Below are 24,333 nucleotides of genomic sequence, written 5' to 3'. Positions count from 1 at the left end.
GGGCAGTAGTACTATCATACCAAACCCGCAGGGCGTATACCACACATCCGGCGGGTTTTAAAGAGAGAAATAAAAAAGAGACCCCTCAGACCGGCTGAGAGGTCTATTCGTGAGCTGCCGCCTCATCTTTTATAAGTAAATCCTGGCTCTTGATCGTCATTAAATCGTTTTTTAAATATTGGTCTCCCATTAAAAGTCTCATAGCCTGAGCGCGGATCGATTTTTCAATCACGTTTCTGACAAAGCGCCCGTTGCTGAATTTAATGGGGCTTGTCGTGCTTTTCACTGTCATTAAGTAATCTTTTAACTTCCACTCGGCTTCCTGGCTTAATTGATACTCCCGCTCTGCTATCATGCGCTTTGCGATGTCCATCAGCTGAGTGACAGAGTAATCCGGAAAATCGATGCTGATAGGGAAACGCGATTGCAGGCCGGGATTTAATGACAGGAAATGTGTCATTTCTCTCGAGTACCCTGCCAGGATCAGAATAAATTCATGCTGTTTGTCTTCCATATGCTTGACAAGCGTATCAATCGCCTCTTTACCGAAATCCTTTTCTCCGCCCCTTGCAAGTGAGTATGCTTCATCAATGAATAAAATGCCGCCGAGCGATTTTTTAATCAGATCTCTCGTTTTTTGCGCCGTGTGTCCGATGTATTCACCGACCAGATCGGCACGTTCCGCTTCGATCAGATGTCCTTTGGAAAGCACGTTCATTTCGAAGAAAAGCTTGCCGATCAGTCTCGCGACGGTGGTTTTCCCGGTGCCGGGGTTCCCTTTGAACATCATATGAAGAGCTTGTTTTCCGACTTTCAGCCCTTGTTCGGCCCGTTTTTGGTTGACGAATATCCACGCGTAAATTTCTTTAATGTTGCGTTTCATTTCTTCCATACCCACTAATGTGTTCATTTCGTTTTCAATTTCTTTCAGAATGCTGTGCTTGGCTTCATTTTTTTGCAGGGCGGCCTGATATTCCGCCTCAGCTTCCGCATTTGTCAGCACTTGCTTTTGGCCATTAAGAATGATGTTAATTTGTCCGTTATTTTTATAGGTTACAGCGCGCTCCAACATGCTCACCTCTCTGTTCTCTCTTTATCTTACTCATGATGAAGCGGTTCCGTGACATCCGCCTATCATCATGAGACCTGTTTTCCTCTTTATCTGTCACTTTTTCCGTTCTCTTCGGGAATGATGTTGAATCCTGCGCTTTCCCGAGAAATATTTTTCATTTCTTATTGTATTCAGCAGAAACGGGAGGACAAACCATTTATTTTTATTTTCCGGGAAATGTTGGGTATATTTCTCATTTTTTTCATGAATGACAGCCGTACAAGCACCTTTTGAATATCATCATATGCTGTAATGAGGTGATGGAGAATGGTTAAAATTTTTATAGACCCCGGTCATGGCGGAACTGATTCAGGTGCAACCGGAAACGGACTTCAGGAAAAAGCGGTCACGCTGGAGATCGCGCTGGCTTTGCGCACGATTCTGACGAATGAGTATGAAGGAGTTTCTGTCACGATGAGCAGGACAAGCGATAAGACGGTCAGCCTGACGGAAAGAACGGATGCCGCCAACAGCTGGGGCGCAGATTATTTTTTATCCATTCATATTAACTCAGGAGGCGGAACCGGATTCGAAAGCTATATTTACCCCGGTGTCGGAGCGCCGACCTCGACTTACCAATCAGCCGTCCACACGCAAGTGATTCAAGCATCAGGTTTTAATGACCGAGGAAAAAAAACAGCCAACTTCCATGTGCTGCGAGAGACAAGTATGCCGGCGATTTTGACGGAGAATGGTTTTGTTGATACGTCAGCTGATGCAAACAAACTGAAAACAGCCAGTTTTATTGAAAGCCTTGCAAGAGGACATGCCAAGGGCTTGGAGCAAGCTTTCGGTCTAAAAAAAAAGGCTGACTTTTATAAAGTGCAAATCGGTGCATTCAAAGTGAAAGCAAATGCTGATGCGCTTGCCGCCGATGCGGTGTCTAAAGGTTTTGACGCGATTGTGCTTCCAAAAGGCGGCTTATTTAAAGTGCAGATCGGCGCATTCTCTTCCAGAGATAATGCTGAAGCGTTGGCAGCACGGGCCGAAAAAGCCGGATTTGATGCCTTCATTGTGCAAGACTAAATGAAAAAACCCCTGCTCTCCCTTTTTTGGGACGAACGGGGGTTTTTTGTTATTAAAGTATATCGGCGACAAACTGAGACCAAGCTTCAAGACGCTGATACACATTTTCCTCTTTCAGTTCGCTCAGTTTCATCCAGCGCCCGGCGATTTGATCTTTTTCTTTCACTTCGACTTGTGCCGCAGACGCTAACTGGAGCGCAGAAAGGATGCCGATATGCACCTTCCCTACATCGTTTTCATCATCATTGATCAGGCCGAGTGTGACAATGTTTTGTTTGTCCTCCTCGCGAATGTACAGTTCTTCCGCCAGCTCCCGGTCGGTATTCTGTTTCAGCACTTCCGAAAATGAAGCCGCCCCTTCCATAGGGTTCATGTGTCCGCCGAAACCGAGAGAAAGCTTATTATGGAGGCGCGATTCCCCTCCGCCCGCAAGCCGTTCATACACAAACACCTCATCATCGCGGCGGATGACGACATACGGAATCGGCTGTTTAAATCGCGGGTCCTCTTCCGCGTCGCCTCTTCTGATTTCAAAAAAATGCGCCTCAATTTGAGCCATAATGTTTACGATACGTTCATCCTCGCTGTTGACTCCCTGAAATGTCAGCATTTCGTTTTGAAAGACGTCACTCCGCGGTGCAGCCAAGATGATTTCATCCATTTTATTCATGCCCGTTCCTCCTGTCTTACCTCTCCATTCAAGCCAAAAGAGCAGATATTATATCTGCTCTTCATCTTGGCCAAAATAAAAATCTTCGTCCTTAATCGGTTCTACCGTCGCTTTTTTGTAGCCGTTCCCTTTCATGGAGAAGAAATCATGTGATTTTGTTTTGGTGTTTAATCCGTTTAATACGATCGGATTAATATCCTCTTCTTCAAAGTAAGGATCGAACCCTAAGTTCATCAAAGCTTTATTGGCGTTATAGCGGATGAATTTCTTTACATCGTGTGAGAGTCCGACTTGATCGTACAAGTCCTCTGTATATTCAAGCTCATTTTCATATAACTGATTCAGAAGGTCAATCGCAAATTCACGAAGCTCTGCTTTTTTCTCTTCTGTCTGTTTATTATAAATTTCCTGAGCAAGGAGACCGACATACACGCCGTGAATCGCTTCGTCACGAAGGATCAGGTTAATGATCTCACCGCTTTGCATCAGTTTTCCTTGTCCGTAGAAATATAACGGATAATAGAAACCGCTGTAGAAAAGGAAGCTTTCCAGATAGACGGAAGCAACCATCGCTTTGAACAGTGAAATTTCATCATCTTTTTGAATGGCTTTGTAAAGCCCGACAATCATTTGCGCTTTTTTCTGCAAATATTTATTTTGTTTAACCCATTCAAATACTTCATTAATCGTTTCAGTCGGTGCAAGGGTCATGAAAATATTAGAGTACGACTTCGCATGGACAGCGTTCTCCATCATCGCCATAAAGTTCAGCACCGCTTTCCGCTGATGGCCTTCGACGTGCTCGGCCACAATCGGCATGCCCGTGTTCCCCTGCTCTGTATCAAGCAGTGTCAGGCCGGCGAGCACCTTCATGTACGTATCCTGCTCATTTTTTCCCAAATACTTCCAAGTGAGAAGATCGCCGTTTAATGCGATCTCTTCCGGAAGCCAAAACTGCTTTACGTTTTGGTTGTAAAACATTTGGGTGAAATCATCTTCATGCTTTGACCAGTTTGCTGCGTCATAAATTTTTGTCACTGTAAACTCTCCTTTAATCAAACGACACAAGAAAGACAGCTGTCCTGCCCGGTATCTTTCGTTCTTGCATAGTAAATGGTTTTGATGCCTCTATGGTGGGCATACAGATCAATACGGTTCAGATCACGAGTTGTCATCGTATCTTTCAAAAACAGGGTAAAGCTGATTCCCTGATCGATATGCTGCTGGATTGTCGCGATCATATCCACCACTTTGAACATGTCCATATCATAAGCTTCTTTGTAGAAGAACCAGTTATTAGACGCTAACCCCGGCATCGGGTAATACGTTTTTGAATTTCCGTATGTTCTTTCTTCGATCCGTTCCATGATCGGCATAACGGACGCCGTGCTGGATTGGACGTAGGAAATGGAGCCTGTCGGCGCGATGCACAGTCTGTAGCTGTGGTACATGCCGTTTTCAGCGACAAACGCCTTCAGCTCTTTCCAGTCTTCGATTGTCGGAATGTGCATGCCTTCAAAGAGCGCAGCGATTTTTTCGTATGCCGGTGAGAACTCTTTTTCGATGTATTTATTGAAATATTCTCCCGTTGCATAAGTGGAGCCTTCATAATGCTCAAACGTTTCGCCTTTTTCTTTCGCAAGCTCAGCTGAACGCTGGATGGAATAAAAGTTCACCATCATAAAGAACGTATTCGCGAAATCTCTTGCTTCCGGGCTTTCATAAGCGATGCCGTTTTGGGCCAGGTAGCCGTGAAGGTTCATGGCGCCTAAACCGATCGACTTCATCGCTTTGTTCGCGCGTCTGACTGCCGGCGCGTTGCGGATATCCGTCGTCTCAGATACATGAGTCAGGGAATCCGTCGCGAGTTTCACCGTGCGCTCAATCGATTTATGTTTCATGACATTCAGAATATTTAATGAACCAAGGTTGCAGGAAATGTCCAGGCCGATTTCGTCTTCCTCGTCATAATCTGTGTAAGCCGAAACCTGTGACGCCTGAAGCACTTCAGAGCAAAGGTTCGAGAATTTCACTTTTGATACGTGGTTATTCGCATGCTCTTTGTTTACGTTATCCTGGAACATAATGTACGGATAACCTGACTCAGAACGGAGAACGGCAAGCTTTTCAAGCAATTTGCGCGCATTCACTTTTTCTTTTTTGACACGCGGGTTGTCGACAAGCTCCTCATACATCGCCGTCATGTCCATCTCATCCATATGCTGGCCGTATTCTTTATAAATCGTGTGCGGATAGAATACATAAGCCGCTTTGTCCTCACGTGCAAGCTCAACGAACTTATCCGGAATGACGACACCGATAGAAAGCGTTTTGACACGCACATCTTCATCCGCAGAAATCTTTTTCGTATCAAGAAAGTCATTGATATCGCGGTGGAAAATGTTTAAGTACGCCGCGCCAGAGCCTTGTCTTTGCCCCATTTGGTCAGCATAACGGAACGCGTTATCAAGAAGCTTCATGACGCCTACAACACCTTTTGTGGCGTTTTCAACATCTTTAATCGCTTCACCTTTCGCGCGAAGCTTGGACAGATTAAGAGAAACCCCGCCGCCCAATTTAGACAGCTGCATGGAAATATCGATCGCCCGTGAAATGTCGTTTAAGGAATCATTGACTTCGAGCAAGAAACAGCTCACAAGTTCTCCGCGGCGTTTTCTGCCGGCATTCAAAAATGTCGGTGTGCTCGGCTGATATTCCTGATTGATCATCAAGTTCACATATTCTTTTGCTTTCTCAGTGTCGCCGTTTGCGAAGAACAGCGCAACAATTGAGATCCGGTCCTCATAACGCTCGAGGATTTTTTTCTTGTCATTCGTTTTCAAAGCATAGTCATTATAGAATTTAAACGCACTCATGAAGGAAGGAAAACGAAACTTCTTAGCGTAAGCTGTCTTAAACACTTCTTTAATGTCTTCAAAAGAATAAAGGCTTAAGAATTCCTCTTCGTAGTATTGGTTTTCAATCAAATAATCCAGCTTCTCTTTTAAATCGTGAAAGAAAACTGTGTTTTGATTGATATAGTCTACAAAATAGCTATGTACAGCCTCTTTATCTTTATCAAACTGGAATTTTCCATCTTGTTGGATCATGATTTCGTTATTTAACTGGATCCATTTTGGCACTTGATTTTGTGACAACTCTTTCTACCTCCTGAGTAAACAATTCAACGTCTTTAGATGTGCCGCTGAGTTCAAATTTGTGCAAGATCGGCACCTGATATTGTCTAGAGATGGTATCGGCGCTTTTTGCAAAGTTATCGCCCCATACTTTGTTGCCGCTCGCAGCGACTCCTAATAAGAGATGGGCGTATTTTTCGAGAAATGATTGTGTTGATGCCGGTACCTGACCGAAGTTTGTCGTGTAGGTGACCAAAACAAACGGAGTGTCCACGTGGTCCGTTTCGTCCACCTTGCGGATCAGCTGAAAGTCTGTTTTATTCACAAAACGCTGAACATTCCCTGTCTTTGAATCAAATATGATTTGAACCATCCTTATCACGACCTATCAAAAATAATGAATCTCTTAACACTATATATAGTATACTAACCTCCCAGAAAAACACAACATATTGAGATCGATTTATAAAAAATTCATATTTTTGAAAGAGCGGACTTTGGCTCCGGCCCGATTAACGCCCAAAAAAGAGAGCAGAACGAGAATCATCTCTCATCCTACTCAAGGTGTCATGTGTAAGCCGATGTCTATCATAACATGAAAAAAAACTGCTTAGTAGTCTAGACTTTTATTCTTATTTTTTGTAAGAATCACATTTTTTTTCGCTTTCAACGGTTTCTTCAATCTCCACATCAGCACCGATTTCTTTCAGTACGGCTTTCAGAGCGCTTGTGATGGAAGCCTCTCTGATCAGTTCTTTGCCGTCAACGATGATGCTGGTTCCATATTCATAGCAGGAATCATCTTCACAAGTTTCTTCCCAATGGTTGATTATCACCTTGTGTTTCAATCGTCTCACCCTCTGCATGATCAATGTCAGTACTTAGTGTAGCTTGTGCGGCCCGCTTTGTAAATTCGAACGCTTGTGAAATTTATTCAAGCTCATCCAGCGCCGTTTCTTTTTTCAGTTCGATTTTATTCGTTTTTTCATCATAGCGGTATATTTTTAAGTAACCGTCCTCAACGATGCCGAAACGATTATGTTCCAGCTGCACCATGCCTTCTGTCTGCGGTTCAGTATCCGCCAAGCCGCCGTCATCATCCGTCACCACCGTCTCATGATTGCTGCAAGCTCCAAACAGCAAAAAAACAGCGATCCAAACGAGCGTAATCCTGATTCTTCTCAGTTCATTTTCACTTTCGAACACGATTTTCCGAACCCCCTTTTATGTTTCCGATATACAGCCTGCAATATACAGATGCGCATAGAAAAAGACCATTGTTCATGGTCTTTTTCAAAAAGTCTATTCAAGCTCAAGCTGGACGTTTTTTTGCGGGGCGAACGTGGAGATGGCATGTTTATAAATAAGCTGCTGCTTCCCCTCCGTTTCGAGCAAAACGGTAAAGTTGTCAAAGCCTTTTACCTGGCCGCGAAGCTGGAAGCCGTTGAGTAAAAACACCGTGACGAACGTATTGTCTTTTCGGATTTGATTCAAAAACTGATCTTGAATATTAATCGGTTTCATGTTTCGTCCTCCTTGGTTCTCAATACAATACTGTTTCGATTAAATTTCCAGTTTTCCTGCTATGCACTCGAAAATTTCCTTTTTTTTCTGCTCAATATCAACAGGCGGCGTCATATCTGTCCATGAAACGGGCATTTTATTGCGAAACCAGGTCAGCTGGCGTTTCGCATATCGCCTAGAATTTTGTTTTAATTGCTCCACAGCCTGAGGGAACGGCACTTTTCCATCAAGATATTCATACAGCTCTTTATAGCCGATCGCCTGAATCGATTGGCTGTCCCGGATATTCATATCATACAGCCGCTTTACTTCGTCAAGAAGGCCGGTTTCCAGCATCAGGTCAACGCGCTCGTTAATCCGGCCGTACAGCACTTCTCTGTCCATTGTAAGACCGATAAGAACCGCATTGTAAAGCAGCTCCCGTTTTTGGGTTTTAAGATGCTCTGACATTGTTTTTCCCGATACATGCAGGATTTCGAGCGCGCGGATGACTCTTCGCGTATTGTTTTGATGAATGGCTGCCGCCGCTTCCGGGTCGGCTGCCGCAAGCTTGGCATGAAGCGCTTCCGCCCCTTCTTCAGCTGCCAGTTTCTCCATGTGCTCCCGGAATACAGGGTCGCCGGAGTTTTCCGTGAACGTATAGTCATACAGCACGGACTGAATGTACAGACCCGTCCCCCCGACAATCATCGGCAGCTTTCCTCTATCGGCAATCTCGGTGATTTTTCCTCTCACCATTTTTTGATAATCCGCCGTTGAAAAAGTGTCGGACGGCTCCAAAATATCAATCAGGTGATGCGGCACGCCTTCTGTCTCTTCTTCGGTGACTTTGGCCGTTCCGATGTCCATCCCTTTATATACCTGCATGGAATCTCCGCTGATGATTTCCGCATTCAGCATTTTCGCGAGTCCGATGCTTAGTTTTGTTTTTCCGACTGCCGTCGGTCCGACGAGTATGACGACAGGCTGTTTTTTATTTTTCAATATGTATCACTCTCTTTTATAAATCTCCCCCTAATTATAGCATTCATTTCTTCAGGCACCTATCCATTTTGCCCTTTTTCCTGAGCGCTAAACGTCCACTACCACCCGATCGGCTCGTTTCCGACAACTTCTCTCGTTTTTCCTTTGAGTGTATGGCGGTGCGTTTTCCGTCCTTCCTCCCGCGGATCGTAAACGACGCCGCCGTGCTGGATCTGAATCGGCTCATTGTAGGCGGCAAAGGTGGTCTCTGAAAGCTCATGGTAATGTGTTCCGTCAACCCTCGGGATGGCAGGGCCGGAAATGCCGTAATACCTATGAAAATGGGCGTTTTCAAACGAGGTGATGCCCGTATAGAAATGTGTATGCTCATCTGTATTGCTGCCGTTCTCCGGCTGCGAAAAGCCTTCGATCAAATGGTAATGCCCCTGCACAACATCCGTAACCGCCCGGTATGCGTGTGTGTGCGGAGGTTTTTTTGACCAATCGGACTGATACAGACCCACAAAAGCTCACTCCTTTATTTTTTTGATAAACGCCCAATCAAAAATTGGTGGGCTGAATACTCTGTTATCATCTCAAATTTATTCTTGGAGGTACCTTAATTATGAATGAAGAATACACATACGCAGCAGATAGTGATATGAGACCGTTTGGGCGGCCTGGATTTGGGTTCGGACGGCCGGGCTTCGGATTCGGACGTCCCGGATTCGGATTTGGATTCGGACGGCCGGGTTTTGGATTTGGCCGGCCTTGGTTTGGTTATGGATTCGGACGGCCGTTTGGTTTTTACGGCGGACCGTTTTTCGGAGGGCTTGTCGGGGGGCTTGTCGGAAGCGCTTTATTCAATCCGTACTTGTACGGGGGTTACGGCTACGGCTATCCGTATTTCTATTGACGAATCAAAAAGGCTCCTCCCCGGGGGCCTTTTTGTATAGGCCTAATGTCTTGACTTGGCGGGCAAAGTTCGGATATTATTTTACTTTACTGCCTTAAACAAAAGGCATAAGGATTATGATGAGAGGGGGATTTGATATGATTCTGGGTTATATCTTCCTCACAATTGCTATTTTATCAGAGTCAATCGGCGCGGCCATGCTGAAAGTCTCCCGCGGATTTACGCGGTTTTTGCCGAGCGCGCTTGTAGTGGCAGGCTATTCATTGGCCTTTTATATGCTTTCACTGACACTGAATCTCATTCCGCTCAGCTTATCCTATGCAACATGGAGCGGAGCCGGAACGGTGCTCGCATCCATTATCGGAGCGAAATGGTTTCATGAAAAACTGGACAAGCAGGCCGTCATCGGACTCTTTTTCTTATTGGCCGGTGTCATTTTGATGAATTGGTAGAAAGGAGAGGCATGCTGATGAAAGGATTACTCTGCCTGGCATTAGCCATTGTATCAGAAGTGTTCGGGAGCACGATGCTGAAGCTGTCGGACGGTTTTACGCACCTGTGGCCCGCTCTCGGCGTCATTGCCGGAATCGGAGCCTCTTTTATGTTTTTGAGCTTCTCATTGAAAAGCCTTGATTTATCCGCCGCATACGCGACATGGTCAGGTGTCGGCACAGCTTTAACGGCAATTGTCGGCTTTTTTGTTTTTAAGGAGGCCATGACAGTCAAAATGATGATCGGGCTTGTTTTGGTCATCACGGGCGTCATCCTGCTGAACCGTTCCAAGTCCCAAAAAGCTAAAAAAAATCAAACGGCCCGGAGCTGACCGTTTGAACTCGTCAAGCGCGGGCAGCTTTTACTTCAACCTCAAGCTCCATCTCCACATTTCCTTGGACCGCTCGTGAAATCATACATGAGGACTCCGCTTTTTGCGCTAACTTCCTGGCGAGCGTAAAATCCGTTTCGGCTGCATCCGGCTTTAATAATATAAACGGGCGGTGAATGATTTTCTGGTACGTGAACACACCGTTCGTGACGTCTACAATTCCTTCAGATTCCATATGTAGATCTTCTTTATCCAGGCCGCTTCTTTCCATCATCGCCGCAAGCGTTATAATATAACAGGTCGCGGCCGCTCCAAGCAGCATTTCATCAGGATTTGTGCCTTCTCCGGGTCCGTCCATTTCCTTAGGAATGGACACAGCCGTCTCCAGCCGGCCGCTTTTAATATCGCCGACGTCGTTGCGATTTCCGGGCCAATTTGCTTTTAAATAAAAGTGATGTTTTGCCAAGGGACAAACCTCCTTTTTTTCAGTTTACTCATCTTTCACTGGTTTGTCTTTTTTTAAGCTCACGAATACTCTTGATTGATCACTCTTTTTATCGTACGGACAAACCGGTAAAATTCCTCCGTTTTTGTAAATTCCCTTTCGCGGTAATCAAAATTATCAAAAAACGCTTCCCGCTGTTTTCTGCTGATCTCAAGCTGTATGCTCAGCCCGGTTTGCGCCTGGTTATTGATATTTTCGGTGTCAACCCCGGCCAGACCGGTTTTTGAGGTTGCCAATTCTGCAGAAAATCCGTTTCGTTCGAGAGCTCTCACCAATTTTTTCGCCCGCTTCCGGTCGCTTCCTCCGACAAGAGTATTTTTCTCGTCGCCTTTATAACCGTGAACTGCGATAACATAATGGTGCTGCTTAATGCTTTCGACTGCTGAAGGCTCATCGAACTTGGTGCTCGTAATATGAAGAGTCTGGTTATCATGCGCTTTTAATCCCTCAAACAGGTAGGTTGAATAATCATCCCTGAAAGAGCGGACGATCTCGCTCACCCCGCCCTCAATTCTCCCTCCGTGCGGCGACATGATCAATACGGGGCTCCCCTTTCGCTTATTGTACGATATATGATAATCATCGGGGTCTTCGTGTTCAGCCAGATCTTTAAAATCTGTGTATGTATCAGAAGAATTCGAGGGATCAGGGTCTGACGCATAATGAGCACATCTTATTAGTAAGACCATTGCTACGATAATGATGACATTAAGTAAAATTCTTTTCATCAGCTCTCCTTCTTTGCTCCTTTCTGAAAAATGACATGTTCATTATATGGATTTTTGTCAATAGGTCTTATCTTAACATTCTATTAACATTATCATCAGTGAAAAACTTCCCGGTTTCGAAAAATCAATGGATTGTCACGGTTCAAGCGCTCAAATGCCGGGCATCAGTGAAAAAAGGTTGAGAGAGGGCAAAAAAAAAGGGAGGAACGCCCGAATTTTCAGGGGCGGGAGATTCACGGCCGGAAACGGACGGCATCAAGAATACGCTTTTAAAAATGAATATCCGCCTCCCGAAGCAAATGCGCAGGACAGAATGGAGCCCGTCAAAAAAGTTCTCATCTGCCTTTTTGTACAGCAAAATGCCGTTTCAGCCCGCTCATCCCCTTTTTTTATCATAATGGTCCGTTTTGAAATGGAGCCGTCTTTTTTCATATATATAATATCAATCGGAAGCTGTTTTTCCAAGGAATGTCTCAATATTATGTTCATGTATATACCTCCTTCCGCCGGCTTCATTATAAACGAACAAACGTTCCGTTTCAAATCGATTTCTTCTCCTGAAAAAGCCGCAAGTAACCAGCTCTCCTGAAGGACAAACAAACTGACCGAACATACGGCCTGTTCATATGGTATAGAGAGAATCGCCAGAATGGGAGGAAAAGTATATATGTTTGGTTACTCAATGGTACAAATGGTGCGGTCAAATGCTCATAAGCTGGACTGGCCGCTCAGAGAAAACGTCTTACAGTTATATAAACCTTTCAAATGGACACCTTGCTTTTTGCACAAGTTTTTCGAAAAAAAGGTGAAAAACAGAAAGAAAATGTCAGTCATCATTGAATTTGAAGAGGGCTGCCATGAATCCGGTTTTCACAGCACAGGACAGGTCTTATTAAAAGAAAAACGCTGCACCATAAAAAAGCAGTTTCAAACAATCAATTGCTGCAGCGCCGAAGTCACTCCGTCCGCCCTTCACATGCTTCTTTCGCAATGCCGGGATATCCGTAAAATCTATTTAAACCGTGAAGTAAAAGCGCTCCTTGATACGGCAGCTGAATCGTCTCATGCAAAAGAAGTGACCCGTAACGGCACCGTATTAACAGGAAAAGGCGTAACCGTCGCCGTTATTGATACCGGAATCTATCAGCATCCCGATTTAGAAGGCAGAGTTATCGGATTTGCGGACTTCGTCAACCAAAAGACAGAACCGTATGACGACAACGGGCACGGCACCCATTGCGCCGGTGATATTGCAAGCAGCGGCGCTTCATCTTCCGGTAAATATCAGGGGCCGGCGCCGGAAGCCGATCTGATCGGAGTCAAGGTTTTAAACAAATCAGGATCAGGAACCTTGGCTGATATCATTGAAGGTGTGGAATGGTGCATACAATATAATAAAGAACACACGAAGAATCCGATCAGAATCATCAGCATGTCACTGGGCGGAGATGCGCTCAGATATGATAAAGAAACGGACGATCCGCTCGTCAAGGCCGTTGAAGAGGCATGGAATGAAGGAATCGTCGTCTGCGTCGCCGCGGGCAACTCCGGTCCGGAAGCTCAAACGATTTCAAGCCCCGGTGTCAGCGAGAAGGTCATCACGGTAGGCGCCTATGATGACAATAATACGGCCGGCAATGAGGACGATACGGTCGCTTCATTCTCAAGCCGCGGCCCGACGGTGTACGGAAAAGAGAAGCCTGACATTCTTGCGCCCGGGGTCGATATCGTATCTCTCCGTTCTCCGCGTTCATATCTTGACAAATTACAGAAATCAAACCGGGTAGGCTCCTTGTATTTCAGTCTGTCGGGCACGTCCATGGCCACTCCGATCTGTGCTGGCATTGCCGCCTTAATCCTTCAGCAGAACCCGCAGCTTTCGCCTGACGAAGTGAAAACATTGATCAAACAAAGTCCGGATCAATGGACAAATGAAGATCCGAACATTTACGGAGCGGGCGCAGTAAACGCTGAAAACGCCGTGCCGAAAGAGTAATCTTTTTATCATGAGAACGGGGTCGTCTAAACCTGCAGATGACTCCGTTTTTCAGGTGAACAGATGAAACATTTATAATGAAGGAACTCGGAATGCTTCAGAACCGGCTGTCAGAAAAAAAGATCAATCAAGGCAGTGTATTTCTAAAAAAATAGGGAATAAGTATGGTGTAGATAAAAGGAGGAATCACAATGGCACTTACAAACACCGAATTGTCTGAATGGCTGCAAAAACAGATCGGACAAACGCTTGATATCAGAAAAGGAGAGCTGACAGACAGCCGAAACGAGATTTCTGATATGGACCAGATCATGCTTCACCTTGATGATGTTCTCGTCCGCCGGACAAACCATCCCGATGACTATGTAGCGGACGAAGAGCTCGTCTTAAAAGGGCACGGCACAACCTATACGGAGGAAGGAAATGTCCCGCTTCCTCAAGATGCGTATGAAATCCCTCTGCTCGGCGATATTACCATCCAAAAGGAGCAAGACGGATTAAAGGTACATACAGATCGGGCCGTGTATACAATCGGGACCCGGAAAGAGCAATAAAAAGAAAAAACGCCCTGAACCAGCGGCGTTTTTTTATTGGTTTTTTTCTTCAGAATATCCGTGGAACATCGTGAATGCGCAAAGCATAATGCCTAAAATAATGATAATCGGAAGCCAGATCACGGCAAACTTATAATCCGGTTCGGCAAAAGCGCCGATGACCGCCCCAAAGCAATACAGAACCAAGGCAAGCGCGCGCAAAACAGCATCTCTCGTAAACTGCTTCCGCTTGTCCGCTTTGTAAAACCTTGCGGTGAGATCTTCAAAAAAATTAGCGAGCGTTCCCGTTAATACGGTCGTGGAAATCCCCGCTACACCAAGTTTTCTCGCGGCTGTCGTCTGCATTCCCATTGCGAAGCTGAGCAGCATAATCAGCACATAAACAGAAATGGCATCTGCAAAAAAGCAGGAGAACAAAGCAAACAGCAGCAAAACAGCTCCTTCAATAGCTAAAGCGGCAGTTACCGCAGAGGGCCAGAATGATTTCTTTTTATTGCCCACAAGCAGGGCCGCGGCAATAACGCCGGCAATAAATCCGATTAACGAGGTTAATGATTTGAGTACGGCAAGGTGCCATGAGTTGCCGATCGCCAGGCCGAACAGAACGATGTTCCCCGTCATATTGGCGGTAAAGATATGTCCCAGGCTTAAATAACCGATCACATCCACAATTCCCGCTGTTAAACAAAGAAGTAAAAGTGCAATATTTCGGTATGTAGTCACTGTCAATGTGATCCAATCCTTTCTCATGCTGATTCCAACATATAAGTTTACTCTTTGCCATTTCATATGTCCAGCCGGCGTGCCGCTTTTTCAGAGCATAAAAAAACTCCGGCGAACCGGAGAAGCTACTGAACGATAAATAGTACTCTCGTGCCGTCGGAGTATCCGCTCATTTGATTTCCAACCCATGAACCGGCCCCGCGGTTATCCGACGGGGTTACATATCTGATATCAGCCCCCGCCCCGCCTTCTGTGCAGACTGCCATGGGCCATTCATCACGGTCAAACCCGGGCTTTGTCGGAATTCCTTTCAATGATTCTTTCCTTCTATTCTCCGCTCCGCCCCGATCAATTGTACAAATCTCAGAATGACCTGCCGAAATGGCGTCTTTTATATGATTTCCCGTCTCCGGATATTTTGACAGCGGGAAATACAGCACCTGATCGTATCGGGATGCGGCACGAGCAGCACTGTCCGAATGGATGCCGGCGCCCGTAAGGCCGAACTGAAGAGAGATCACCAAAAGCAGACTTGCCGCCCATTTCATAAACGCATTCATTCACATCCTCCTTAAGAAGTTGATATGAAGCGTAAATATGTATATTAGCCGGATTTAACACACATGATGAAATGGCAAAAAAAGTTTGCTGTTTTGTTGATAATCAACGAAAATGGCGGCTTTGCGATTTGTCTATTGAACCGGCTTCTGTTTCCTTATATATTTTAGACATACTTATGAGCCGTTGTGATCAGTGTCTTCGGCAGATAAAAGGAGGAATGCCGTCCGGTCGGCAGGCACCGGCTGTTTGTTATGTCTTTTCAAAAACATGAAGGCGGGGAAATCCAGATGGAAAAAACAATGTTTCACCCACACTCACCCGAGTTTCACGAAAACCCTTTTGCGGTTTTAAGCAGATTCAGAGAGCAGGACCCCATACATAAATTCGAACTGCAGCGTTTCGGAGGCACCTTTCCGGCTTGGCTCATCACGCGTTATGATGATTGTATGGCGTTTTTAAAAGACGGCAGAATTACGAGAGATGTAAAACGGGTCATGCCGAAGGAGCTGATCGCGAAGCTGAATGTCAGTGAAGATATCGATTTTGTCTCAGAGCATATGCTGGCAAAAGACCCTCCGGATCATTCACGTCTTCGATCTTTGGTGCATCAGGGGTTCACTCCCCGGATGATTGAGCAGCTTCGCACCGGGATAGAGCAGATCACAGAAGAGCTGCTGGATGAAATGGAAACAAAAGCAGACCCTGATATCATGAGAGATTTCGCCGCACCGCTTCCGTTTATCGTCATTTCCGAACTGCTCGGAATTCCGAAAGAGGACCGCGCCAAATTTCAAGTGTGGACAAACGCAATGGTCGACACGTCAGAAAGCGGACAAGATGCGACCAACCAGGCTCTCAAAGAATTTAAACAATATATGAAAACACTGATCGAAGAAAAAAGAAAACATCCGGCTGAAGATCTGACAAGCAAGCTTATTTACGCTGAAGAGGACGGCCAAAAGCTGAGTGAATCAGAGCTGTATTCCATGCTGTTTTTGTTAGTCGTTGCCGGGCTTGAAACAACGGTTAACCTTCTCGGCTCCGGCACCCTGGCGCTTCTTCTGCACAAAGACCAGATGGAGAAGATAAAGCGGCAGCCCGAAGATATCCAGACGGCGGTCGAAGAGCTTTTGCGTTATACCTCTCCCGTCATCATGATGGCAAATCGATGGGCGATTGAAGATTTCACCTATAAAGATGTTTCTATTAAAAAAGGCGATATGATATTTATCGGCATCGGTTCAGCCAATCGGGACCCGGAATATTTCGATGATCCTGATACATTAAATATAGCGAGAACACCGAACCGTCATATCTCTTTTGGATTCGGCATTCATTTTTGTCTCGGGGCTCCGCTCGCCCGGATGGAAGCATCCATTGCCTTTACCGCGCTTTTAAAACGGTTTCCGAATATAGAGCTGAAAGGCGCGCCCGAGAATGTAACATGGAGAAAAAATGTGTTTTTGAGAGGGCTTGAAACATTGCCTGTCAGATTTTAATATCGCCCCCTGTTTATCAGGGTTTTTTTTAATGTCTTATAAACGGAAATCAATATGACAATGAAAATTTAGTACATAGTGAATTTAGTTCTATATAGATAAAAAAGCGGCCGGATTGCTCCGGCCGTTCTCTATTACCGTTTTACCAGCTCATTTGTTTCGTCCAGCTTTTTTCTGAAAGATTTAAGGAAATTTGCGCTGATCGTTCCTTTGTTTGCGTACAGTTTTTCGCAGAATGCCTTAATGGCGTTTTGCGGCTTTGGTTCCGACAGCATTGTGACATGATTGGAAGAGTGAACGTCCAGCAGGTGAAACTGTTTCATCTGGCGTTCCCATTCTTTCCAATACGCATCATGGTCTAACGGGATTTGTTCTTCCTCTGCTGTCAGATAACGTTCAAGATCTCCGAGGAACAAACCGCTTTTATTACGGAAGTAGTAGCATTGCAGCGCTTCCGGATGAGGCAGCGGCTTCATGTCATACTCTTCCATTCCGTAAGCGAGCTGCGTCTTCATCATTTGCTCCAGCTGCATCCGGATCGCTTCTTCGGATTTTGGCAGACCGCGCTTTTTGGCAAGGCCGGTCAATTCTTTCAATACTTCTTCTTCCTCAGCCTGGACGGTAATGTCTTCTCTGCTGATTAATGCCTCTTCAAGGTTTTCAGGCTTAAGATATGCTGTAAGCATCGTATTGATCGTTTGCAGCATGACCGACTTAACAGATGGTTTTCTTTCTTTCCATTTTTCACTGTACGGGGTGTCGATCATGACGGCGCTTTTTACCGTATGACCTTCCTCCTGCAAGAGGCGCGCGGTTTCATATGCAAGCATTCCGCCCAAGGAATATCCGCCGAGGTCATAAGGCCCTTTCGGCTGTACCGCTTGGATGATTCTCATATAAGAAGCGGCCGTCTCTTCGATTCCTTGCAGCGGCTCTTTCCCTGTCAAACCTCTTGCCTGTATGCCGTAAAAAGGTCGCTGACTCTTTTTGGCGAATGGCTGGTATGCTTCAACGCCTCCCGTTCCGCCGTGAAACCAAAAAACAGGACGGCCTTTTTCTCTATCATTCAGCTTGACGAGTTCTGGAAAATTTCGGCCCGCCTCCTGCGATTGGTTCGTTTTTAACAGCATGCTAATCTCCTGAACAGTGCTGCATTTCTGAAGAGCCTCCAGACTGATGCGGCTGTCTCCGTCCTCAAGTTTCTTCAACAGCTGAATAGAGGAGATTGAATCGAAGCCGTATTCAGTCAGCGGCTTATTTTGATCCATTTCCGCTGGCTCCATCCCCAAAATGTCTGCCACAATGTCAGCCGCGCTCTCGCAGCGGATCTGAGGATTCTGTGATACCGGTGCAAGGCTGATGTCTTCTGACTGACCGCCGTTCCAATACTTATGGTTTTCAAAAGGATATGTCGGAAGCGGCACTCTTTGAACAGATTTGCCTTGGTGGAGTCTGTCCCACGGTATATCCGCACCTTTCACCCAGCAAAATGCAAGTTTTTCCAGATTGTTTTCAGCCAACAGCGTCTCCGTGACGACTGTACCGAGAGTCCCTTCCAGTAAAACGCCGATATCTCCTGATCCAGTCTGCTGACTGCCTGTAAAGAAGCTTTTCATTCCATTGCTTTCTTCGGAAAATGCTCTGTACTCTTTCAGTTTTTCCAGCAATTCATCTTGATTGCGGGCAACGAGTGCCAGGCGGCAGTTCATCGCCTCACGGCCGGTCTGAAGCGTATAAGCAATATCCCGCAATGACGGAGTATCTCCAGTTTGCACAAAATCAGCCAGCTGACCTGCGGCCGCCTTAAGACGTCCTTCGCTCTTAGCAGAAAGCACGATAAGCTGCGGTTCACACGCAGATTCTTTGTCTTTATGGCTCGGGCTGTACTGTTCCAAGACGACATGCGCATTCATGCCGCCGAAGCCATAGCTGTTAATTGCGGCCCGGCGTGGAATCGGTCTGCCCATATGGTCGGTGAGCTGTGTCCATTCCTGATTGTCTTCGGTGAAACGGAAGCGGCTTTTCTGAATGGCCATTTGCTCATTTGCAGCTGTAAATCCGGGAATGCCCGGGATGGTATGATGCTTCATGGCCATCGCCGCTTTTATAAGGGCGGCCAGTCCGGAAGCGAGTTCGCCGTGCCCGATGCAAGGTTTCACGGTGCTGATATAACAAGGCGCGCTTTCCCCTTGATTTGCAGACTCGCCGTAACCCGCTTTGATTGCATTAAACTCCAGCGCATCTGCCATTTCGGAGGCAATGCCGTGCGCTTCAATATAAGTGACGGTTTGCGGATCAACATCGGTGTCTTCGTACGCTTTTTTCATCGCGGCCTTCATTCCCGCCGGATTCGGTGCGTGAAGCGACATGCCTTTACCGCCGTGAGACACTCCTGTTCCTTTAATGACCATGTGAATATGATCGCCGTCTTCAATTGCCGCCTCAAGCGGTTTGATGATGATCACGCCCGCCCCTTCGCTTCTGACAAAGCCATCGGCATCTTTTTGGAACGATTTCGCCCGGCCGTTTTTGCTTAAATATCCCATTGAGTCAAAACCGATAAAGCCCTTCGGCGATTGCAGAATATTGGCGGCCCCCACGACAGCCTGCTCACATTCGTTATGACGGATTGATTGAACCGCCCTGTGCAATGCCACCAGCGTTGACGTGCAGGCAGCCTCGTAATATTCACTCGGTCCTTGTAAATTCAAGGCATATGATATTCTGTTCGGAATGATGGACGGGATGGCTGTTCCATTGTTCGGATCGCTGTTGCCCGCGGCAACGAAAACGCCTGTCGGTCTGCTTGATAACGCCTTATTTGTCAGGCCCGCATCCTCCATTGCCTTCCATGTATGCATCAAAAGCAGAAATTGCTCCGGCCCCATTTGTGATGCCTCTTTAGGGGAAATTCCGAAAAAGAGCGGGTCAAATTCGCCGACACCGTCAATAAAACCGCCCCATCTGAGACTCGTGTCATTCTCATCACCGGCGTAACGGCGCCAGTCCCAGCGGTCCGCCGGAATTTCGGTAATACAGTGATCCCCGTTTACGATGTGCTCCCAAAAAGACTGGATATCCGGGGATTGCGGAAACTGAGCTGACATACCGATAATCGCGATTCCTTGCTTGATATCGGCGTTATCACAAGGCGTATGCTGTTTCTTCGGTAAAGTGCGCTCTTCTGTTTCCGTGACCCTGGCCTCTTCTGAATGCTTATGATCGGCAAGCAATTGAGAAAACTTGCTCTCATATGCTGACGCGAAGTGGCGGGTCAGCTCCTCCGCGGTCGGATACTCGAAAAACAATGTTGGATTCACATCGATGTCCGCCTCTTGGCCGATCTCTTTTGTCAGCCCGATCAGGCTCGCTGAATCAAGTCCCAATTCCATGATATTCGCGTCAGAACGAAGAGATGGCGCGGGTTCATCCATCATCTTAGCGAGCTTGCCAAGGACGTAGCTGCGGATATCATCTGTCAGACTGCCGGCAGAAATCGGTGCTCCCGCATTCTTCACAGCCGTTCGGGCCGGCTGATTCATCTGTTCGGTTTTCGGGCGGAACCGTTTCAGGGCATAGCCTTCAAAACGCATCACCACTTCCGATCGGCTGCTGATGACATCTGCGTTAATCAGAATCATTTCCCCCGTTTGTTTGGCCAGCTTGATGTGCAGCCAGCAATCGGTAAGATTTTCCGGGCTGCTGAAGGTGACGGAATTAATGCCGAACGGCAGATAGCTTTCCGCCTCTGTTTGGTCCAATAAAGAAAGCGAGGCCAAGTAAGCACTGTTGGCGATTAACGGATTTATGGCATAATGATGCGCTTGTTGTGAGTCGCTATTGTTCAGGTTCACTTTCGCTAAAACGGCATCAGTGCCTTTGTACAGGCGGGTGATCGTTTTAAATTCTTCTCCCCACACGACGGTTCCCGTTCCGTCTCCGTATAACTCATCTATCCGGCCCACTTCCCGGTATGAGCGCTGAATGGCCGCCAGATCCGCGTGCTGCTTTTGAAACGGATACGGGCTGCACTCGGCATACGCCGCTATGCTCCAATCAGGAGACGTGCGGCTGCGGTGCATTATGCTCAGTTCAAATCCATCCCCGTTTTGTTTCGATTCTGTTTTCAGCTCGATGCGATCGCCTTTTTTTACGGTAATGGGGCTGACGTAATTCAGTTTTTTAATATGTCCTCCCTCTGCTTCAGGAAAAAGATCACAAAAATGATCGACTGCCAGACTGTTATATGTAGCGCCGACGAGTACCGGTTCTCCGCTGAATTGATGCCCTTTCACGTATGGGTCGTCATCACTGTATACCGCCTGAACGCCGGCAGCGTTTTCTGATTCACCGAAATGAAAAGAAGTCCCGTGGTCAAAAGCGTAGGCCGGCAGATGAACGGCGTGCTCTTGCTGCAACTGATCAAACGTGATATTCTCTCCTTTTTCCCATTGCCGCGCACGCCGGCCGATATCAGAATCGGAGAAATTGAGATTCCGCTGATCCATGCGGTAAGCGGCCAGTTTTTCCGACAGTTCCTGAACGGAAGCAGCCGTAAATGCCGCCCGATACTCCGGATGATGCGTTCTTTTTTGCAGCGCGGATGCGATGGCGGCCGGATGAAGAGATGGCGTCTTTTCTAAAAAGGCCGCCAGTCTCTCAAGATAGGCTTCAAAACTCCATTTTGTTTTCGCTGACACAGGGAAAATATATTCCTCATTGCCGTGACGGGCATGATTAGAATTCGGATTGATATATTCTTCTACGATGAGATTTGCATATGCCCCGCCTGCCCCGAAGGAATTGATCATGCTTCTCCGCGGTATGATGTCTCCCGTCTCGGCATCCTTCAGACGCTCCCAATACTCGGTTTTCTCCTGCAGGTAAAAGGCCGTTTGTTCAAGCACGATATTCGGATTTTGCGGTTTTGCATTAATGGTTGGAACTAATGTTTCCCGCTCCATTTGCAGCAGCACTTTCGCGAGCTGGGACATCCCGGAGGCCGCCTCTAAATGGCCGAGATTTGACTTGACGGATCCAAGCGCGCAAAATCGTTTTTTATCGGTATATTGCGAGAACGCGTTTGTCAGGGCAATGACCTCAATCGGATCTCCCAATACAGAGCCGTTTGCCGCTGATTCAACATAACTGATTGTTTCCGGATTGATTCCGGCCTTGTCAATGGAAGCCGCCATGAGCTTCGCCTGCTGTTTCGGATCCGGAGCCGTGTACATCTGCCTTCCGCCGCTATGGCACAACGCGCTGCTTTTAATGATCCCGTAAATATGGTCTTTGTCGGCAACCGCTTTGGAGAGCGGCTTCAAGAGCACTGCTCCGACTCCTTCTCCCGGCATCAGGCCCGTGCCGGTTCCGAAGCTTTTGCTTTCACTTCCCTGCTCAAGCAAATTCGCCCGTTCGAGCGCATCATATTTAGACGGTTCAAGCGTGAGATTGACCCCTCCGGCAATCGCCATGGAACAGCTGTTAAGCTTCAGGCTTTCACAGGCGAGATGAATGGCGCTCAGTGAGCTGGAGCATGCGGTCGTAACGCCCATGCTCGGACCCGTTAAATTGAAAAAGTGGGAAATGCGGTTGGCGATATGCCAATCCCCTCCGTTAGAGCTGAGTGCAGCTTTTTCCAATGACGGGATATTCCAGAAATATTGATTGTACATACTGCCCATAAATACACCGATCCCGCTGTCTGATTCCTGCCATTCGTTTACTCTTTCTAACGAGTAGCCGCCGTTTTCAAATGTTTCCCATACGGTTTCAAGGCTTAGACGGAGCTCAGGCGTCATCTCCATCACATGGTCTTCCCGGATGTCAAACAAGTGATGGTCAAAAGCGTCAATATGCTTCAGAAATCCGCCGTACCGTGTTTTGCGTTCTTCTTTTCGTGTTTCTTTTGCCATTGTTTTCAGAAGACCGGACTTCCATCTGTTTTCCGGAGCTTCCGTAATACAGCTGTCTCCGGCTTTTAAATGCTCCCACAGCTCATCGAGGGTTTCAGACTCGGGATAGCGGCCGCTGATGCCGATAATGGCAATGTCGTCACGATCTGAGCGATTATCGGTGACGGTTTCTGTTTCCGGCTTTAGCGCTTTTGGCTCTTTTTGTTCAGTGATAAATCGCCGTGTTTCCGTGACAAGCGGCACCGGTTCATTCATTGCAGGTTCCGGATGCTCCGTTTCAGGAGGCGCTTGATCGGCTCCGAATGCCTGTTGCAGCTTATCCGGGTAAGTTTCCAGCAAATACTCGGCAAGTTCTTTCGTATTCGTGTGTTCAAATAAGACCGTTTTCGGCAGCTCGCCCGTCAATGTTTCCAGTTCACGGATAAAATTCACCTGCAAAATGGAGTCGATGCCGTATTTTTCAAAGCTGGTTTCCGGCTGAATGCGCTCGGGAGCAAGCTTTATGGACTTGGCTAACGTTTCTTTTATGAATTGCACCGTCCGGTCTGTGACTGAGAAAGACGGTTCTGTGAAATCAGCCGGCTCTTTGGAAGCCGCAATTTCTTCAACCGCCGGCGCGTCCGGCTGCTTTTGCCTGATGACGCCGTCGCTTTCTGCCGCCACGATCTGCTGGCCGAGGTGATGTGACGATTCCGCCATAAATGTAACGTACCGATATCCCTCGCTTTCCAGCGCAGACTGCCATGCTTCAGGATACAGCCCAGGGCATCCGGGAATACGCAGTTTGGCGTCTTCATACAGCCACCAGCCTTCCAAAAGACCGAATGTCAGATGAGAATAAACCGAATGGCTGCTGATCTCATTTAATAGCAAAATCCCATTCTTTTTAAGCACCGCTTTGGCATTGCGAAGTGTCCGCCGAATATTTTTTGTCGCGTGAAGCACATTTGCCGCAATTACCGCGTCATATGCACCCGCCTCTATACCCTGCAAAGCCGGGGGCTCTTCCACATTAAACCGCTTATAAGTCAAATACGGATTGTCGGGACCGTATTCTTTTTCAGCATGCATGAAAAAGGCCTTTGACAGATCGGTGTAGCAATATTCTTTCACATGAGGTTTGACCTCTTTTAATCTTTTGAAAACGGCCGCGCTCGTCCCGCCCGTCCCCGCTCCGATCTCTAATATCCGGATTTCCGCGTTCGGGTCTTCTTTCAGGCGTTCTTCAATGAAAGCCGTCAATGTGTCAGCGAGCACCTCATTAAAGTAGTCTGCCGTTTCATTGTTTTTATAGATTCCTTCAACCAATTCCATTGAGGAATCAGGAAACAGAACATCAGTGGCAGAAACTCTGCCGGATAAAATATCCGGCAAAGCTCTGAGAGCGGTCTCCACTAAGGTGATCATCGCCCGTTTGCTGCTGTCCTTGAGTAAAGGAGCTTTCTTTTCATCCCATTCTTGCCACAGAACGTCCGCACGCTCTATCGGACCCGTTAACACATACGTACTGCCAGACTGTTTCAAAAAGCCTTTTTGCACCAAGATGGAGATGCTTTCTTCCAGCCACCTGCCGTAAAACCCCTGCATGACAGGCTGCGTTTCGTTTTCCGTAAAAAATCCGACAGATTTCAGCTGGCCTGCCAATAGTTTGTAAAGAAGATCTTCAGTGTTTTGCAAAGCCG

Annotated in this window: 23 protein-coding genes; 7 read left to right on the top strand and 16 right to left on the bottom strand. The window is 46.9% G+C overall.

Annotation, left to right across the window (positions count from 1 at the left end; genetic code table 11):
- Positions 1-103: 103 nt before the first annotated feature.
- Entirely contained in the window at positions 104-1,072 is a 969-nt protein-coding gene (spoVK, locus tag NYE38_RS08950; RefSeq protein ID WP_017417826.1) for a stage V sporulation protein K, read from the bottom strand.
- 306 nt (positions 1,073-1,378) lie between these two features.
- Between spoVK and NYE38_RS08945 the strand changes: the two genes are divergently transcribed.
- A complete protein-coding gene (locus NYE38_RS08945; RefSeq protein ID WP_017417825.1) occupies positions 1,379-2,137 on the top strand; it encodes an N-acetylmuramoyl-L-alanine amidase in 759 nt (252 codons plus the stop codon).
- A 52-nt stretch (positions 2,138-2,189) separates the two neighbouring features.
- Here NYE38_RS08945 and NYE38_RS08940 read toward each other — a convergent pair whose 3' ends face one another.
- From NYE38_RS08940 to NYE38_RS08900, 9 genes are all read right to left on the bottom strand, one after another.
- A complete protein-coding gene (locus NYE38_RS08940; protein WP_017417824.1) occupies positions 2,190-2,807 on the bottom strand; it encodes a hypothetical protein in 618 nt (205 codons plus the stop codon).
- 48 nt (positions 2,808-2,855) lie between these two features.
- Positions 2,856-3,845, bottom strand: a complete 990-nt coding sequence (gene nrdF / locus NYE38_RS08935; RefSeq protein ID WP_012117608.1) for a class 1b ribonucleoside-diphosphate reductase subunit beta — start codon at positions 3,843-3,845, stop codon at positions 2,856-2,858.
- 17 nt (positions 3,846-3,862) lie between these two features.
- Entirely contained in the window at positions 3,863-5,965 is a 2,103-nt protein-coding gene (gene nrdE, locus NYE38_RS08930; RefSeq protein ID WP_003154060.1) for a class 1b ribonucleoside-diphosphate reductase subunit alpha, read from the bottom strand.
- Positions 5,925-6,317 carry a class Ib ribonucleoside-diphosphate reductase assembly flavoprotein NrdI gene (gene nrdI / locus NYE38_RS08925; RefSeq protein ID WP_003154061.1) on the bottom strand — a complete coding sequence of 131 codons (393 nt, stop codon included), beginning with the start codon at positions 6,315-6,317 and terminating at the stop codon, positions 5,925-5,927. The genes nrdE and nrdI overlap by 41 nt, the downstream gene beginning before the upstream one ends.
- A gap of 259 nt (positions 6,318-6,576) precedes the next feature.
- Entirely contained in the window at positions 6,577-6,792 is a 216-nt protein-coding gene (locus NYE38_RS08920; protein WP_003154062.1) for a hypothetical protein, read from the bottom strand.
- Positions 6,793-6,874: 82 nt separating this feature from the next.
- A complete protein-coding gene (locus NYE38_RS08915) occupies positions 6,875-7,150 on the bottom strand; it encodes a YmzC family protein (protein ID WP_017417823.1) in 276 nt (91 codons plus the stop codon).
- Positions 7,151-7,246: 96 nt separating this feature from the next.
- Entirely contained in the window at positions 7,247-7,468 is a 222-nt protein-coding gene (gene hfq / locus NYE38_RS08910) for an RNA chaperone Hfq (RefSeq protein WP_003154064.1), read from the bottom strand.
- A gap of 39 nt (positions 7,469-7,507) precedes the next feature.
- Positions 7,508-8,452, bottom strand: a complete 945-nt coding sequence (gene miaA, locus NYE38_RS08905) for a tRNA (adenosine(37)-N6)-dimethylallyltransferase MiaA (protein ID WP_017417822.1) — start codon at positions 8,450-8,452, stop codon at positions 7,508-7,510.
- Between the two features lie 98 nt (positions 8,453-8,550).
- Positions 8,551-8,955 carry a YmaF family protein gene (locus tag NYE38_RS08900; RefSeq protein ID WP_017417821.1) on the bottom strand — a complete coding sequence of 135 codons (405 nt, stop codon included), beginning with the start codon at positions 8,953-8,955 and terminating at the stop codon, positions 8,551-8,553.
- 101 nt (positions 8,956-9,056) lie between these two features.
- Between NYE38_RS08900 and NYE38_RS08895 the strand changes: the two genes are divergently transcribed.
- The 3 genes from NYE38_RS08895 to NYE38_RS08885 all read left to right on the top strand — a co-directional run bounded on the left by NYE38_RS08895 (position 9,057) and on the right by NYE38_RS08885 (position 10,170).
- Positions 9,057-9,347, top strand: a complete 291-nt coding sequence (locus tag NYE38_RS08895; protein WP_017417820.1) for a hypothetical protein — start codon at positions 9,057-9,059, stop codon at positions 9,345-9,347.
- A gap of 137 nt (positions 9,348-9,484) precedes the next feature.
- The gene (locus NYE38_RS08890; protein WP_007410378.1) at positions 9,485-9,799 is read left to right on the top strand and encodes a multidrug efflux SMR transporter; all 315 of its coding nucleotides are present in this window, start codon (positions 9,485-9,487) and stop codon (positions 9,797-9,799) included.
- Between the two features lie 17 nt (positions 9,800-9,816).
- Positions 9,817-10,170 carry a multidrug efflux SMR transporter gene (locus tag NYE38_RS08885; protein WP_007410379.1) on the top strand — a complete coding sequence of 118 codons (354 nt, stop codon included), beginning with the start codon at positions 9,817-9,819 and terminating at the stop codon, positions 10,168-10,170.
- Positions 10,171-10,183: 13 nt separating this feature from the next.
- On the opposite strand, the gene NYE38_RS08880 is transcribed toward NYE38_RS08885, so the two are convergent.
- The 3 genes from NYE38_RS08880 to NYE38_RS08870 all read right to left on the bottom strand — a co-directional run bounded on the left by NYE38_RS08880 (position 10,184) and on the right by NYE38_RS08870 (position 11,892).
- Positions 10,184-10,636, bottom strand: coding sequence for an OsmC family protein (locus NYE38_RS08880; RefSeq protein WP_014305039.1), 453 nt, complete (start codon positions 10,634-10,636; stop codon positions 10,184-10,186).
- Positions 10,637-10,695: 59 nt separating this feature from the next.
- Positions 10,696-11,403: a poly-gamma-glutamate hydrolase family protein gene (locus NYE38_RS08875; RefSeq protein WP_014417828.1), complete on the bottom strand. Its 708-nt coding sequence runs from the start codon at positions 11,401-11,403 to the stop codon at positions 10,696-10,698.
- A 255-nt stretch (positions 11,404-11,658) separates the two neighbouring features.
- The gene (locus NYE38_RS08870; RefSeq protein WP_106067946.1) at positions 11,659-11,892 is read right to left on the bottom strand and encodes a hypothetical protein; all 234 of its coding nucleotides are present in this window, start codon (positions 11,890-11,892) and stop codon (positions 11,659-11,661) included.
- 178 nt (positions 11,893-12,070) lie between these two features.
- Here NYE38_RS08870 and NYE38_RS08865 point away from each other — a divergent pair, with 178 nt between their 5' ends.
- Together NYE38_RS08865 and NYE38_RS08860 are read left to right on the top strand one after the other, a co-directional pair.
- Positions 12,071-13,399, top strand: coding sequence for a S8 family peptidase (locus tag NYE38_RS08865; protein WP_257988732.1), 1,329 nt, complete (start codon positions 12,071-12,073; stop codon positions 13,397-13,399).
- A 191-nt stretch (positions 13,400-13,590) separates the two neighbouring features.
- Positions 13,591-13,953, top strand: coding sequence for a hypothetical protein (locus tag NYE38_RS08860; protein ID WP_007410383.1), 363 nt, complete (start codon positions 13,591-13,593; stop codon positions 13,951-13,953).
- Positions 13,954-13,986: 33 nt separating this feature from the next.
- Here the strand turns inward: NYE38_RS08860 and NYE38_RS08855 are convergent, their stop codons facing one another.
- Together NYE38_RS08855 and NYE38_RS08850 are read right to left on the bottom strand one after the other, a co-directional pair.
- Entirely contained in the window at positions 13,987-14,742 is a 756-nt protein-coding gene (locus NYE38_RS08855; RefSeq protein ID WP_022553315.1) for a YoaK family protein, read from the bottom strand.
- A 59-nt stretch (positions 14,743-14,801) separates the two neighbouring features.
- A complete protein-coding gene (locus NYE38_RS08850; protein WP_007611576.1) occupies positions 14,802-15,236 on the bottom strand; it encodes a NucA/NucB deoxyribonuclease domain-containing protein in 435 nt (144 codons plus the stop codon).
- 288 nt (positions 15,237-15,524) lie between these two features.
- Between NYE38_RS08850 and NYE38_RS08845 the strand changes: the two genes are divergently transcribed.
- A complete protein-coding gene (locus tag NYE38_RS08845) occupies positions 15,525-16,736 on the top strand; it encodes a cytochrome P450 (RefSeq protein WP_025649439.1) in 1,212 nt (403 codons plus the stop codon).
- Between the two features lie 134 nt (positions 16,737-16,870).
- Here the strand turns inward: NYE38_RS08845 and NYE38_RS08840 are convergent, their stop codons facing one another.
- On the bottom strand, positions 16,871-24,328 hold the full coding sequence (locus NYE38_RS08840; RefSeq protein WP_025649440.1) for a beta-ketoacyl synthase N-terminal-like domain-containing protein: 7,458 nt from the start codon (positions 24,326-24,328) through the stop codon (positions 16,871-16,873).
- Between the last annotated feature and the right edge of the window lie 5 nt (positions 24,329-24,333).

The organism is Bacillus sp. EU63 (assembly GCF_038592915.1).
GTDB classification, from domain to species: domain Bacteria; phylum Bacillota; class Bacilli; order Bacillales; family Bacillaceae; genus Bacillus; species Bacillus velezensis.
The sequence above is the reverse complement of the archived record's forward strand: the minus strand, read 5'-3'. Positions and strand labels throughout refer to the sequence as shown.